The 13,763-nt window shown below is 71.1% G+C and carries 12 protein-coding genes; 5 read left to right on the top strand and 7 right to left on the bottom strand.

Annotated features, from left to right (window positions below; genetic code table 11):
• Positions 1–92: 92 nt before the first annotated feature.
• A complete protein-coding gene (locus ABZ780_RS02625) occupies positions 93–977 on the top strand; it encodes a bile acid:sodium symporter family protein (protein ID WP_357483391.1) in 885 nt (294 codons plus the stop codon).
• Positions 978–986: 9 nt separating this feature from the next.
• Here ABZ780_RS02625 and ABZ780_RS02630 read toward each other — a convergent pair whose 3' ends face one another.
• Both ABZ780_RS02630 and ABZ780_RS02635 read right to left on the bottom strand, forming a co-directional pair.
• Positions 987–1,406 (bottom strand): PPOX class F420-dependent oxidoreductase, encoded by a 420-nt coding sequence (locus ABZ780_RS02630; protein ID WP_356999704.1) that lies wholly within the window; start codon positions 1,404–1,406, stop codon positions 987–989.
• A 112-nt stretch (positions 1,407–1,518) separates the two neighbouring features.
• Positions 1,519–1,929 carry a VOC family protein gene (locus ABZ780_RS02635; RefSeq protein ID WP_356999707.1) on the bottom strand — a complete coding sequence of 137 codons (411 nt, stop codon included), beginning with the start codon at positions 1,927–1,929 and terminating at the stop codon, positions 1,519–1,521.
• A 113-nt stretch (positions 1,930–2,042) separates the two neighbouring features.
• Here ABZ780_RS02635 and ABZ780_RS02640 point away from each other — a divergent pair, with 113 nt between their 5' ends.
• From ABZ780_RS02640 to ABZ780_RS02650, 3 genes are all read left to right on the top strand, one after another.
• Positions 2,043–2,948 (top strand): NAD(P)-dependent oxidoreductase, encoded by a 906-nt coding sequence (locus ABZ780_RS02640; protein WP_357483394.1) that lies wholly within the window; start codon positions 2,043–2,045, stop codon positions 2,946–2,948.
• 96 nt (positions 2,949–3,044) lie between these two features.
• Entirely contained in the window at positions 3,045–3,452 is a 408-nt protein-coding gene (locus ABZ780_RS02645) for a VOC family protein (RefSeq protein WP_356999713.1), read from the top strand.
• Positions 3,453–3,569: 117 nt separating this feature from the next.
• On the top strand, positions 3,570–4,769 hold the full coding sequence (locus tag ABZ780_RS02650; RefSeq protein ID WP_357483397.1) for a low temperature requirement protein A: 1,200 nt from the start codon (positions 3,570–3,572) through the stop codon (positions 4,767–4,769).
• A gap of 155 nt (positions 4,770–4,924) precedes the next feature.
• On the opposite strand, the gene ABZ780_RS02655 is transcribed toward ABZ780_RS02650, so the two are convergent.
• Positions 4,925–6,805 (bottom strand): Xaa-Pro dipeptidyl-peptidase, encoded by a 1,881-nt coding sequence (locus ABZ780_RS02655; protein WP_357483399.1) that lies wholly within the window; start codon positions 6,803–6,805, stop codon positions 4,925–4,927.
• A gap of 329 nt (positions 6,806–7,134) precedes the next feature.
• Between ABZ780_RS02655 and ABZ780_RS02660 the strand changes: the two genes are divergently transcribed.
• The gene (locus ABZ780_RS02660; protein ID WP_357483401.1) at positions 7,135–10,500 is read left to right on the top strand and encodes a S8 family serine peptidase; all 3,366 of its coding nucleotides are present in this window, start codon (positions 7,135–7,137) and stop codon (positions 10,498–10,500) included.
• Between the two features lie 59 nt (positions 10,501–10,559).
• Here the strand turns inward: ABZ780_RS02660 and ABZ780_RS02665 are convergent, their stop codons facing one another.
• The 4 genes from ABZ780_RS02665 to ABZ780_RS02680 all read right to left on the bottom strand — a co-directional run bounded on the left by ABZ780_RS02665 (position 10,560) and on the right by ABZ780_RS02680 (position 13,684).
• Positions 10,560–11,081 carry a DUF2231 domain-containing protein gene (locus ABZ780_RS02665; protein ID WP_357483404.1) on the bottom strand — a complete coding sequence of 174 codons (522 nt, stop codon included), beginning with the start codon at positions 11,079–11,081 and terminating at the stop codon, positions 10,560–10,562.
• 101 nt (positions 11,082–11,182) lie between these two features.
• The gene (locus tag ABZ780_RS02670) at positions 11,183–11,806 is read right to left on the bottom strand and encodes a LysE family translocator (RefSeq protein WP_357483407.1); all 624 of its coding nucleotides are present in this window, start codon (positions 11,804–11,806) and stop codon (positions 11,183–11,185) included.
• Between the two features lie 2 nt (positions 11,807–11,808).
• Positions 11,809–12,555 (bottom strand): metallophosphoesterase, encoded by a 747-nt coding sequence (locus ABZ780_RS02675; protein WP_357483410.1) that lies wholly within the window; start codon positions 12,553–12,555, stop codon positions 11,809–11,811.
• Positions 12,556–12,634: 79 nt separating this feature from the next.
• Complete coding sequence (locus tag ABZ780_RS02680; protein WP_357483413.1) at positions 12,635–13,684, bottom strand: SEC-C domain-containing protein; 1,050 nt, start codon at positions 13,682–13,684, stop codon at positions 12,635–12,637.
• Positions 13,685–13,763: the final 79 nt, after the last annotated feature.

Raw genomic sequence — 13,763 nt, forward strand, 5'->3', positions numbered from 1 at the left:
ATGAAGTTAAGCCGGCTGCCGTCCAGGGTCAAGGGCCGTCCAGCCACATGGGGGATTGTGACGGCGTTACCTGGTGGTAACGATGTTGTGCCATGGACTCAGCATTGACACTGATCGGTCTGCCCATCGCCCTCGGCGTCATCATGCTCGGTCTGGGTCTCGGGCTGACCACCGAGGACTTCCGCCGGGTGGCCCAGCATCCGAGGGCCGCCGTCATCGCGCTGGTGTGCCAGGTGCTGGTGCTGCCGGCGCTCTGCTTCGGCCTCGTCCTCGCCTTCGACCTGGCACCGGAGTTGGCCGTCGGCATGATGCTGCTGGCCGCGTCCCCTGGCGGCACGACGGCCAACCTCTTCAGTCACCTGTTCGGTGGGCACGTGGCCCTGAACATCACCCTGACCGCCATCAACTCGGTGCTGGCCGTGTTCACCCTGCCGATCCTGGTCAACCTGTCGGCGGCGTACTTCCTGCCCGACGGGCGCAGCATCGGCCTGCAGTTCGACAAGGTGCTCCAGGTCTTCGCCATCGTGCTCCTCCCGGTCGCCCTCGGCATGGTGATCCGGGCCAGGGCGCCGCAGGTGGCCGAGCGTCTGAACCGCCCGGTCCGGGTGCTGTCCGTCGTCGTGCTCGTCGCGGTGATCGCCGGGGCGGTGCTCGGCGAGCGCGAGAACATCGCCGACTACTTCGTCTCGGTCGGCCTGGCCGTCCTCGCGTTCAACCTGCTGAGCCTCGCCATCGGGTACGGGGTGCCCCGGCTGGCCGGCGTCGACCGGAGCGCCGCGACGGCCGCCGGGTTCGAGATCGGCATCCACAACAGCACCCTGGCCATCACGATCGCGCTCAGTCCGGCGCTGCTCAACAGCACCCAGATGGCGATCCCGGGAGCCGTCTACGGCATCGTCATGTTCTTCACCGCGGCGGCCTTCGGCTACCTGGTGAACCGCGTCGGCACCCGCTCCGCAACCGCCGTGACGCCCTGACGGCGGGTGTCAGCCGACCTGGCTGTTGTCCTTGAGTGAGCCCCAGCCATGCCAGCGATCGATCTCGATCAGGGCGCTGACCCGATCGCGCTCCCGCCGTGGATAGGCGTTACCCGTGTAGTGCTGTGACAACCGGTCGATGTCCGCGAGGCCCTCGTCCGCGCGCAGTTCCGCGACGTGCCCGATGATGCTGACGTGGGTGTACCAGCCGTCCTCGTCCAGCACGGTGAGGGAGACCCGGGGGTCGTTCCGGATGTGGTCCAGCCGGCGGCGGCTCGCGTCCATGTTCACCAGAACCCGACCGTCCTCCCACAGGTACCAGGTGGCGGCCGACACCGGCTGACCACCCGACTGGAGGGTCGTCATGACGGCCGGGTTCGGCTTGCGCAGCATGGCGATCGCGGGCTCGGGCAGCGGTGGCTTGGACATGGACGTCTCCTCCTCGCGTGAGCGTTACCCCCGCACGTTACGCACCCGCGGCGCGCCGCACGCCGGGACGCGGGCCCCTTCACTCAGCGGCGGGGGATGCGGGGCAGGCGGCTCAGCGAAGCTCCTGAATGCGGACCATGTTGCCGGCCGGGTCGCGGAAGGCGCAGTCGCGGATGCCGTAGGGCTGCTCGGTCGGCTCCTGGACGACCTCGGCGTCGCCGGCCTGCACCTTCTCGAAGGTGTCGTCGAGATTCCGGGTGGCCAGCAGAATCCAACCGTAGGTGCCCTTGGCCATCATCTCGGCGATCATGCGGCGCTCGTCCTCGGTGAGGCCGGGGTCGGCGGTCGGCGGCGCCAGGAGGATGGACGTGCCGGGCTGCTCGACGGGGCCGACGGTGATCCACCGCATCGTGCCCTGCCCGACGTCGGTACGGACCTCGAAGCCGAGGACGTCGCGGTAGAAGGCCAGGGAGGCGTCCGGGTCGACGTGCGGAAGAACGGTGGTGTGAATGGTGATGTCCATGCCGGTCATGCTAGGTACGGACGCAGGCACCGCACTTCTCGATTCCTGATCGATCCGCCATGTGCGCGTGGGTCGGGTGCGCGATGCCGCACCCCGCCGGAGAGGATGGGGACATGACCGATCCCGTACTCCCCAGGCGCGTCGTTGTCACAGGCGCCACCGGCAAGCTTGGCCGCGCCGTGGTCGCCCACCTGCGCGGCGTGGGTGTCGACGTGCTGGCGGTGGACCGTGCCGGTGGACGCGATCCGCGCGACCTGGACGGCGAGTTTCTCCTCGTCGACCTCACCGACTACGGGCAGGTGGTGGAGGCGTTCACCGGGGGCGCCGACGAGCACGCCGGCGGCATCGAGGCGATCGTGCATCTGGCGGCGGTCCCGGCCCCGGGGCTGATGTCCAACGCGAGGACGTTCGCGAACAACTCCGCCGCCACGTACAACGTCTTCGCGGCGGCCAGGGCGGCCGGCATCAAACGGGTGGTGTGGGCGTCGAGTGAGACAGTCCTCGGGCTGCCGTTCGACACCCCGCCGCCGTACGCGCCCGTGGACGAGGAGTACGCGGCGCGACCGGAGTCGACGTACTCGTTGAACAAGGCCCTTGAGGAGGAGATGGCGCGGCACTTCTGCCGCTGGGACCCGGAGCTGGTCATGGTGGGTCTGCGGTTCTCCAACGTGATGGACGTCGAGGACTACGCGCCGTTCCCCTCGTTCGACGCCGACCCGCGGTTGCGGCGGTGGAACCTGTGGGGCTACATCGACGCCCGCGACGGCGCCCAGGCGGTCGAGCGGGCACTCGCCCACGACCGGCCCGGCGCCGACGTCTTCATCATCGCCAACGCCGACACCGTCATGACCAGGTCCAGTGCCAGCCTCATGGCGGAGGTCTACCCGGGCGTCGAGATCCGCGGGGAACTGGGCGAACACGAAACCCTGCTCAGCATCGACAAGGCACGCCGGGTCCTGGGCTACGAACCTCGGCACTCGTGGCGCGACCATGTGGACACGCCGGTTTCCGAGGCGTGACGCACGCGTCGCGGCGATACTGTCGGCAGCACGGCGGCGACGGGGCTCGACCCGGAGCGATTGCGACACCAGAGCACACGACTTGAGGAGTGCCGGTTGAACTGGACGTTGGAAGTGGTGGTCGTACCGGTCTCAGACCTGGACCGCGCGAAGGAGTTCTACGCCGACCGTCTCGGCTTCGTCGTGGACCACGACACAGCGATCAACGACGACACGCGGCTGGTGCAGCTGACGCCGCCGGGCTCGGGCTGTTCCGTCGTCATCGGCAAGGGACTGGTACCGGACATGCCGCCCGGCTCGATCAAGGGGCTGCAACTGGTGGTGCCCGACCTGCAGAAGGCTCGCGCGGAGCTGGTGGAGCGAGGTGTCGAGGTCAGCGAGATCCAGGTGATGGGCAAGAACCCCCGTCCGGTGCCGGACCCGCTGGACAACGTGGGCTTCATCTACTTCACCGACCCGGACGGCAACGCCTGGGCGGTGCAGCAGATCTCCAGCCGCGCCTGACCCTGGGCCCGCCGCTGGATCCGCCATAACCGCCAGGGGCCCGCGAAGATCGGGATAAAGTGCCTCAACGGGTACGGGGTGGACTCGTCGGCGAGGGGGCGCGGGGCGATGGTGGCCGTGCTGACGCGATCCTGGATGCGCGGGCTGGGCGAGAGCCGGAGCCCGCGCGGGGCGACCGTCCTGGAGCTGCTCTTCGACATCGTCTACGTCTTCGCGCTGGCCCGCCTGGCCGGACGCGTCGCGGACGACCTGACCATCGTCCGGCACACGCTGCTGTCGGAGGCGGGTCAGACACTGCTGATCTTCACGGCGATGTGGATGATCTGGTCCCTCAACGCCCTGATGGCCAGCAGCTACGACCCCCGGCGCAGCGACATCCAGGTCATCCTGCTGGCGACGATGTTCGGCACACTGGTGCTGGCGGTCTCCCTGCCGCAGGCGTTCGGCCAGCGGGGTCTGATCTTCGCCTGCACGTACGTCATCGTCCAGGTTGGCCGCCCGCTCTACCTCACGCTGGCGTTGCGGGGTCAGCTCGGCGGGCTGCTCGCCGCCCGCGTGCTGGCCTGGCACGTGGCGTCCGGCGTGCTGTGGATCGGCGGCGGCATCAGCGGCGGAATGGGGCGTGGGGTCTTCTGGACCATCGCCCTCTCCATCGAGGTCATCGGCGCCGCGAGCCACTGGCCCGCACCCCGCCTCGGCGCACAACGGTTCACCCGCATGGTCGTGATCTCCGAGGTGCACCTCGCGGAGCGGTACAACCAGTTCTTCATGATCGCGTTGGCCGAGGTGGTGCTCGAAGCCGGTGCCGCCGTCAGCTTCCCGGGCTTCTCGACCGCGCGGACCGTCACCCTCATCGCGGCGTTCGTGGCGGTCGTCGCGTACTGGCGGATCTACTTCTACCACGTCGCTCCGGGGCAGACCGCGACGGGATTGTCGGCCGGGGGCGCCCTGCGGCTGGCCCATTCGGCGGGCTTCAGCCTGCTGCTCATCGTCGGCGGCATCATCTGCACGGCGGTCGGCTTCGGACAGGTCATCGAGGACCCGGACCCGCCGATCGACTGGGCGCTGGTGGTCATCATCTTCGGCGGCCCGGTGCTGTTCCTGATCGGGCGCAGCTTTCTGGAGCGCCCATCCCCGTCCCGGCCGAGCTGCCGGTTGCTGTTGGTCGGCGTCCTGGTGCTGATCGTGGCGGCCCCGCCCATGGTGCTCCTCCCGCCGGTCGCCGTGGCTGCCGTCGCGGCGCTGATCCTGGCCGCGATCGCCGTCGTCGACGGGCTGGCCCACCGGCGGGGACCGCAGACCAACCCACCGCTGTAGCCCGACCGCCCAAGATCGCACTCGATGCGGGACAGAGCGGTGCGGACGAGCGCACGACATCCAGGATCGAGCACGATCAGGTCACCGCGACCGGAACGCGCGGGTGGGGCAGCCCGAACACGTCGGGCTGCCCCACCCGGGGTACGAACTCGACCTCAGAACCCGAGGACGGACCGTCCGCCGACCACCGGCAGCCGCAGCTCACTGTCGTTGGGCGCGACCCGCAACTCGGTGCCGCCCAGCGGCAGCAGCGTGTACTCCTGGTCGCTGGAGAAGACGACCACGCCGATGCGGTGACCGGCCGGGAAGACGTAGTCCTTCGGCTCCATCGTCCAGCGGTAGTCGTACAGCTTGCCCTGCTTCACCGGCTCGGTGCGCGCGGCGCTCTTGCGGTTCTGCGGGTCCATCCAGCCCCGGGTCACCACGGTCGGCGCGGCGGTCGAGCCGACCGGGCCGTAGTCGACCAGGTACGCGGTGAGGTTCGCGTCCGGCTTGTTGTCGATCGCCATCCGCAGCCGCATCTCCGGACGGCCGGAGATACGCACGCTCTGGGTCAGCGTGGGGGAGCGGTAGGCGAGCCGGTTCGCGCTCGCCGCGTCCGGGTTGGCGACCAGGGTGTCCGGGTGGATGGTCCGGCCCTCGTCGACGAAGCTCTGCTCGACCTTGGCCTTCGGCGGCTTGCCCGTGGTGAGCGCGCCCGGGGCCGTGGCGTCGGTGGCGGCGAACCGCAGCCCGACCTCGCGTGCGCCCGGGTCGGGCCAGTTGGCGTACGTGGTGTAGGCCCGGTCCTCGCGCTGTAGCACGGCGGTCGGCTCGTCCATGATCCCGTTGCGCACGTTCCACAGCCAGAAGTCGAACCAGCGGTTCTCGGTCTGCTTGTAGGTCCACGTCCGACCGTCGGGCAGGGTCACCGAGGCATTGCTGCCCGGACCGCCGTGCCCGCCCTGGTGCAGCCAGATCTTGCGCGGTACGTCGCGCTTGGCGAGCTGGTCCCACCAGCCGGCGAAGTGCTCGGTCTTCACGTTCCAGTCGTTGAGACCGTGCACGACGAAGACACTCGCCTTGACGTCGCGGGCGTCGAGGTAGTCGCGCTCCTGCCAGAACTTCGAGTAGTCGCCGGTGACCCGGTCCTGCTCCTCGGTGATCGTCGCGAGCTCGTCGGCGCAGGGCCCCTCGGCCCGTGCCTGCCCGGCCGTGTACTGGGCCAGGATGTCGAGATCCTCACCCTGGAACGTGCCGGGGGCGACGACCAGACCGTTGGCCCGGTAGTAGTCGTACCAACTGCTGATCGCCGAGACCGGCACGATCGTCTTCAGGCCCTTGACCCCGGTGGTCGCCACCTGGTTCGGCAGCGTCCCGTTGTAGGAGACACCGGTCATGCCGACCGCGCCCGTGGTCCAGCCGGCGGTGACCGGGGCGCCGCTCGCGTCGTACCCCTTGGCCCGCCCGTTCAGCCAGTCGATGACGGCCTTGGTGCCGAGCGTCTCGGCCTGGTCACCGCTGGTCGGGCAGCCGTCCGAGTCGCCGGTGCCGACGCTCTGACCGAGCACCACGGCGTACCCGCGCGGGACGTAGTAGTCGTCCAGCGAGCCGGGCAGGTTGGCCTTCGCCTGGGCGCGCTGGGCCTCCACGTCGAGCGCCCGACGCCCGGAGTGGCCGTTCAGGCCGTTCTGCGGGAGGTCGTCGACCAGCACGCTCGGGTACGGCACGTCACCCCAGGTGCCCTTGCGGTACGGGCTGTGCTCGAAGATGACCGGCACCTTGAAGCCCTGCGTGGCGGTCTCCCGAGGTCGGGAGATGTCGATGGCCACCCGGTCGGGGCGGCCGTCGTGGTCGGTGTCCACCGGCGTCTGGACGTACACCCGCTCCTCGATGGCGTCGGCGAGTGAGAACACCGGCTGGGTCATGCCGTCGGCGACCACGATGCCGGTCGGAGCGGGGGCCTTGGGTGGGGCCGCCGTCGCCGGGGCAGCGCTGAGGACCAGGACGCCGGACACACCGACGCTGAGTAGTGCCAGATAACGGGGTCGACGCATGCGCGTCTCCCTTCGGTTGGGCTGGTTGCCGGGTTTCGGCAGGGGCCAATCTCGAAGATCCATTCGTCGACATGCTAGGTCCGGGCCGGCGTTCCGTCGATCCCGTCGGGCCGTGCGGCGAGTGAACACGTCCGCGGTGGCCGGCCCGTTCGGAGGCGGTAATCGAACCGACATCGAACCGGGTACGGCGGTGACACATCGCCGAAATCCCTGTCGGGCGGGCGAAGGAGAGGTGTCGTCCAGGGGCCCCGAAGATCACGTACTCGTGCATATGATCTTGCTCGGAGCCGCCGATAAGGCGCGTTTGTCCACATCAGACAGGGAGCAGGATGCTCAAGAGAACACGGTGGCTGCTGGCCGTCGCCGTCACGGCCACGGCGCTGACCGCCGTACCGGGCGGCACCGCCACAGCCGGCCCCAACGACGCCACCCCGGCGGGCGCGCCCGACGCCTCCGCCGACCGGAAGACACACACCGTCACCCTGCTCACCGGGGACGTGGTGACCGTACGGACCACCGGACCGGGATGCCCGCAGGCCACGGTGCAGCCCGCCGACCCCAACACGGTGATCCACCAGAACTGCGGCCCCGACGGCCACCTGCACGTCATCCCCGCCCGCGTCGCGTCCCAGGTCGGCTCGGTCCTCGACCCCGACCTCTTCGACGTCACCGCGCTGATCGCCGACGGGTACGACGACGAGAACACCACGGAGCTGCCGCTCATCGTGCAGCCCGCCACCGCCTCCGCCCGGGTGGCCGCCCTCGGCGACGTCCTGCCGCTGCCCAGCATCGGCGCGGTGGCCGGCCACGTACCCAAGAAGAGCCCGACCACCACGAAGCTGGCCACCAATTCGCTGCTCGCCGGCGCGAAGAAGGTCTGGCTCGACCGCAAGGTCCACGCCACCGCGCTGACCGGCGGCGGGCACGGCGCCGGCAAGCCCGCCGGCCTCGACCGCAACCTGGCGCAGATCGCCGCGCCCGACGCGTGGAAGGCCGGCTACACCGGCAAGGGCGTCCGGGTCGCGGTGCTCGACAGCGGCGCCGACTTCACCCACCCCGACCTGGTCGGCCGGGTCGCCGACCGCGCCGACTTCACCGTCGACGGCGGCGACGCCGTCGACCACAACGGCCACGGTACGCACGTCGCGTCGACCATCGCCGGCACCGGCGCTGCCTCGAACGGCCAGCGTCGCGGCGTCGCGCCGGACGCCAAGCTGGTCATCGGCAAGGTCCTCGACGACCACGGCTCCGGCGAGGACTCCGGCATCATCGCCGGCATGGAGTGGGCCGCCGCCCGCGCCGACGTCATCAACATGAGCCTCGGCGGCAGCTACCCGGACGACGGCAGCGACCCGCTGTCGCTCGCCGTCGACGCGCTGAGCAAGCAGACCGGCGCGCTCTTCGTGATCGCCTCCGGCAACAACGGTGGCGCCATCTCCTCGCCCGGCTCCGCCGCCAGCGCCCTGACCGTCGGCGCCGTCGACCGCGACGACAAACTCGCCGAGTTCTCCAGCCGTGGGCCGCTGGTCACCAGCAACGTGGCCAAGCCGGAACTCGTCGCACCCGGTGTCGACATCGTCGCCGCCCGCGCCGCCGGCACGGACCTACAGGACCCGATCGACCAGTTCTACGAGGGCAGCACCGGCACCTCGATGGCCACCCCGCACGCCGCGGGCGCGGCCGCGCTGCTCGCCCAGCGGCACCCGGACTGGACGGGGGAGCGGCTCAAGGCGGCGCTCGTCGGCGCGGCCGACCCGCTGACCGGCGTCGACCCGTACGCCGTCGGGGCCGGCCGGCTCAACGCGGCCCGCGCCCTCGGCGGCCCGACCAGCGACCAGCCGGTGGTCAACCTCGGCACCTTCGCCTACCCGCAGTCAGGCACCAGCGAGACGAAGCTGACCTGGACGGGCGACGCCACCCCGGCGACGACCCACCTCGACCTCGACGTGTCGATCGTCAACCACGACGGCCAGCCCGTGCCGCGCGGCGCGGCGTCGCTGTCGACGACCCGGGTGACGCTCAAGCGCGGCAGCACCGCCGACACGACCCTGCGCGTCAACCGCGCGGCGCTGGCCGCACGGCCCGGCTTCTACCTGGCCACCGTCACCGCCCGCACCGCCGGCCACAAGCTGGTCTCGACCACCCCGGTCAGCTTCTACGTCGAGCCGCCCAGCTACGACCTGACAATCCGCACGAAGCCGCTGCCCGGCCTCAAGGACGGCGCGGAGAGCTGGATCAACATTCTGGTCACCAACCTCGCCGACCCCGTCCTCTACTACGGCGGACCGGGCGGTGTGCCCGGAGACACCTTCACCGTCCGCGTGCCGGCCGGCCGGTACGCGCTCCTCGGCTCGTCGGTCGCCTACTACGTCGACAGCGACGTGCTGGAGACGACGCTCGTCGGGGAGTCCGACCTGAACGTCAACGGCCCTCGTAGCGTGACGCTCGACCCGGCGCGGGCCAAGCCGGTGACGGCGACGGTCGACGGCGTCGCCACCACGCCGACGCGGGTCGACCTCACCATCCAGCAGACCGCGCCGAACGGCCTGTCCTGGTGGAGCCAGGCGAGCGGGTACGGGACCGCGACGAGCGTCCGCACCTCCGCGCTGCCGAAGCCCAGCGTCGGTACGCGGCGCAGCTGGGCGGCCGTCAACCTGAACTCGCCCGCCGGCACCGCCAAGCCGTACCGCTACAACCTGGTGCACGAGTACCCGGGCGGCGTACCGGCCGACCCCGCCTTCCGGGTGGGCGCCGCCGAGCAGGCCCGGTTGGCCCGGATCGACGAGCGGTTCCACCAGATGGACTCGCCGGGAATGATCACCCAGCTGATCCGGACCGGGTTCACCGCCGACGGGCTGGGCGTGACCCAGACCCACGAGGGGGACCTTCCGCCGAACCGCACCGACTACCTCTCGCCGGAGATCCTCTGGGCCGACGAGGGTGTCTACGGTGGGCTGTCGGCACAGGAGGCGCCCCGCCGCTACCAGCCCGGCAGCAGGCAGTCCAAGGTCTGGGCACGCCAGCCGCTGCACTCCGGCTGGTACGACGACCCGGCCGACAACGGGTGGACCTGCGCCACCCCACCGTCGCGGACCCGGGGCAACCTGCACATCGACCTGGTGTCGCTCACCGACCAGCACCAACGCGCCGACTGCCTGCAGGGCAACTCCATCGGCGTGAAGCGCACCCTGTCGCTGTACCGCAACGGCAAGCTGGTCGAGCAGCGGGACCGGCCGCTCGCCGACATCACCGTCGGGCAGCAGGCGGCCGACTACCGGCTGACCCTCGACGTCGACACGAGCCTGATCCTGCCGATCTCGACCAGGGTCTCCACGTCCTGGACGTTCCGGTCCGCCGGGCCGGACGGGACCGGAAGCGTGCCGTTGCCGCTGCTCGCGGTGGACTACGCGCTGCCGATGGACACCGCCAACCACGCCACCGGCGGAACGGCGGAGTTCGCCGTCCGCCAGGCGCACGGCGTCAAGGCGCAGAAGGTGACGTCGTTCCAGGTGTGGGCCTCGACCGACGACGGCGCCACCTGGAAGTCGGCCCGGGTCACCCGCAGCGGGGACACCTACCGGGCCGAGCTGCCCAAGGCCGCCACCGGCAAGCCCGTCTCGCTTCGGGTGCAGGCCGACGGCGACGGCGGTAGCGGCATCGACCAGACCATCATCCGGGCGTACACCGCCGGCTGACGGTCAACGCGGTGGTGCGGGCCAGCTCCGGCTGGGCCGCACCACCGTTTTCCGGGCCGTCACTGGCCCTCCCAGACCGCCATCGCGCCGGAGTCGCCGGTGCGGATCACGTAGTACACGGCGACAGCGGCGGCCACCAGCGACAACACCTGCAACGCCACGGTGAGCGCCCGACCGGGCCGTGCGTCAGTGCTCGTGTCGGCGGGTCGCGCGTCCGCGTTCGTGGCGGCAGGTCGCGGCGCGACGAACCGGACCAGCGCCAGCGCCACGATCGCCAGCCCGATGCTGGCCCAGAGCGTGAAGTCACCGAACTCCTGGTGTGCCTCCAGCTTCGGCAGGAACTCGGGAGTGACCCGGTTGGCCGACCGCATGCGCTCGAAGAACGCGTCACCGGAGAGCTTCGCCAACAGCGCGGACAGCGGCGCGCCCACGGCCAGCAGCCCCAGCACCCAGCGGGTGTGCGGCCGGATCGGCGGGACGAACGCGTACCCGACCGTCAGGAGAGCCAGCAGCGGCACGAACACGACCGCGGCGTGCAGCACGAGAGGGTGGGCGGGGATGCCCATGAACTCCTCGAACATCGGCGACTCCTCCGGTGAAGACGGACCTCGATGATCCAGGCATGGACGCTATCGGTACCGGCCGGACGTGTCACCCCATGATCCGCCGATTGGCACTCGACTCAGGTCACCGCGGAGCGGACACCGAGGCCGAGCAGGATCACCCCGGTCAGCCGGTCGAGCACGCGTCGGACGGCGGCCGTGCGAAGCAGCCGGGCGGCGGCGCCGGAGATGGCCGTCCACCCCGCGAGCCAGCAGGTGTGCAGCGCGGAGTGCGCCGTGGCGAGGAGCAGCATGGGTAGCAGCACCGGTCGACCTGGTTCGAGGAACTGCGGTGCGAGCGTGAGGTAGATGGCGGCGGCCTTGGGATTGAGGACGTTGCCCAGCAGCCCCTGGAGATAGGGGTGGTCCACCCGCCACGGCAGCTTCCGCACCCGGGTCGGCGCTGACGTGGAGCGCCGGGTCGCGTGGACGAGCATCCAGAGCCCGAGCCCGACGAGATAGGCGGCACCGACCAGCTTGACGACCCAGAACGCCTGCGCCGAGCGGAGCACCAGCGCGGCCAGGCCGACAGCGGCCAGGGTGGCGTGCACGTAGAGGCCTGTGATCGTACCCAGGATCACCCACCACCCCTGCCGCCGGCCACCGGTGGCGACCCGCGAGACGACGAGTGTCAGGCTCGCGCCCGGTGTGGCGGTGATCGGCGCGACGGCGACCAGGAAGCCGAGCACGGCCACGCCGCGCACGCTCAGACCACCACCCGGTAGTGGGTGGTGAACAGGCCGGTGTCGTCGTACACGTGGAACGCGACGCCGGGCGGCTGGGCCTGGGTGGTCAACGCTCCCTCGCCCTCCCAGGGCATCCGCAGGGTGGAGACCACGCCCGGCGCGATCCGGAGTGGACGGCCGGCGAAGGTGCTCGCGGCGGCCGTGTGGAAATGCCCGGTCAGCACGGCGACGACCTGAGGGTGGGCGGCGACCAGGTCGGCCAGGGGATCGGCGGGCAGCAGCCGCATCGGGTCGATGACCGGGTGGTGCAGCACGACCGGCGGGTGATGCAGGGCGATGAACGTCGGCGTTCCCGCCGGCACCGCCCCCAGCTCGTCGGCGAGCCACGCCAGGGTCTCCCCATCCAGGTGGCCGTGGTCCTCGCCGGGCACGGACGAGTCGGCGAGGAGGAAAACCGCGCCGGCGATGTCGTGGCGGGTGTTGATCGGGCCGGTGCCGCCGCCGTCGTCACCGAGCAGACCCTTGCGGTACGCGGCGCGCACGTCGTGGTTGCCGGGGCACGTCAGGACCGGCAGCGGGGAGTCGAAGAGCCTCGCGGCGGTCTCGTATTCGGCCACCTCGCCGTGGTCGGCGATGTCCCCGGTGATCAGGACCGCGTCGACCGGTCGCGGCAGGGCGTGCAGGTGCTCCATCACCCGGGCGGCCCGCTCGGCCGACCGAGGGTGGTCGTCGATGTGGGTGTCACTGAGGTGCGCGATGACCAGCACGACGACCCCCTAATGGTTCACGATCCCAACCGCGCCCCGCTACCACCAGCGGCACACCACCGCACGATAGCCGCCGCCCTCAGCTGCGGGAGCGGGGCAGGCAGTCCTTCTTGTACTTGAGGCCCGAACCGCACCAGCAGGCGTCGTTGCGCTCCGGCGGCCAGGGGATCCGCGCCGCAGGCCGGGCCGCCAGCTCCCGCGCGTACCCGGCCCGGACCTCCCGGTCGGACGGGTCGCCGTCGCGCCGTTTTGCGAACGCGTCCAGCCCGTCGACCGTCGCGCTGAGCACACCCAGCCCGACCTGGCCGGCGCCGGCCAGCCGCACCAGCTCCTTCTCCAGCCGCGCCCGGTGGGCGTCCCAGTCCGGCCCGTACACCTCGGTCAGCTCGCCGTGCGTGGAGAGCAGCCGGTCGAACTCGGCTCGGGGCCAGAAGATCAGATCCGGCTCACCGCCCTCGCGTTCCCCCGCTCGGCGGACGAGTTGGGCCTCCAGCCGGTCCGCCAGATCGTCGTGCCGGTCGTGCGGAAGGTTGAGATCCCGGCGGACCCGGTGGCGCTGTTGCAGCAGGAAGAAGAGGACACCCGGCGACTCCGGAGGGCCGACCTCCACCGTCGGCTCGACGGCGGTGATGGCCTGCGCCGACGCCCCGGCGGCGGTGGCGCGCTCGCCCAGCAGGGTGTCGACCGCCTCACTCAGCCACCGCTCGGCGATCGCCGACCGGCCGGCGGCGTCCAACGCCGCACTGACGTAGGCGGGGGCGTCGGGCTGCACGAGCAGCAACGGGCGCAGCGCGGTCAGCTCCGCCATCGCCTCGTCCTCCCGGCCGCCGGCCTGCAACAGCGCCCGTGCCCGCAGCGCCCGGGCGAAGCCGGCCCGAGGATCATCGCCGGACGGGTACGCCGCCAGAGCCTGCTCCGCGTACCGGAGAGCGGCATCCGGTCGCACCCGGATCTCCGCGATCTCGGCGGCCAGGGTCAGCGCGTCCCCAGCGTCGTCCGGATCCTCCAGCCGGCCCTGCTGGACCGCCTCGGCGATCTCGGCGGCGACACCGAGCGGGTTGGCCGTCCCGAGCGCCGAGCGGCGAAGTTCGACCAGGTCAGCCTTGGTGAGTACGTCTTTCGTCGACACGGCTACACGCTACGTCGGGGTGCCCCCGGCCTGCCGGCAGATCACCCGTTACGCCCAACCTCTCCCGTCAGCCGCCCGC

This window comes from Micromonospora sp. NPDC047467 (assembly GCF_040643095.1).
Taxonomy (GTDB): Bacteria; Actinomycetota; Actinomycetes; order Mycobacteriales; family Micromonosporaceae; genus Micromonospora.

Excerpts from the sequence above, each read along its gene's own strand:
- ABZ780_RS02625 (WP_357483391.1), top strand. The coding sequence starts at position 93 with ATGGACTCAGCATTGACACTGATCGGTCTGCCCATCGCCCTCGGCGTC.
- ABZ780_RS02630 (WP_356999704.1), bottom strand. The coding sequence starts at position 1,406 with ATGTCCAAGCCACCGCTGCCCGAGCCCGCGATCGCCATGCTGCGCAAG.
- ABZ780_RS02635 (WP_356999707.1), bottom strand. The coding sequence starts at position 1,929 with ATGGACATCACCATTCACACCACCGTTCTTCCGCACGTCGACCCGGAC.
- ABZ780_RS02640 (WP_357483394.1), top strand. The coding sequence starts at position 2,043 with ATGACCGATCCCGTACTCCCCAGGCGCGTCGTTGTCACAGGCGCCACC.
- ABZ780_RS02655 (WP_357483399.1), bottom strand. The coding sequence starts at position 6,805 with ATGCGTCGACCCCGTTATCTGGCACTACTCAGCGTCGGTGTGTCCGGC.
- ABZ780_RS02660 (WP_357483401.1), top strand. The coding sequence starts at position 7,135 with ATGCTCAAGAGAACACGGTGGCTGCTGGCCGTCGCCGTCACGGCCACG.
- ABZ780_RS02665 (WP_357483404.1), bottom strand. The coding sequence starts at position 11,081 with ATGTTCGAGGAGTTCATGGGCATCCCCGCCCACCCTCTCGTGCTGCAC.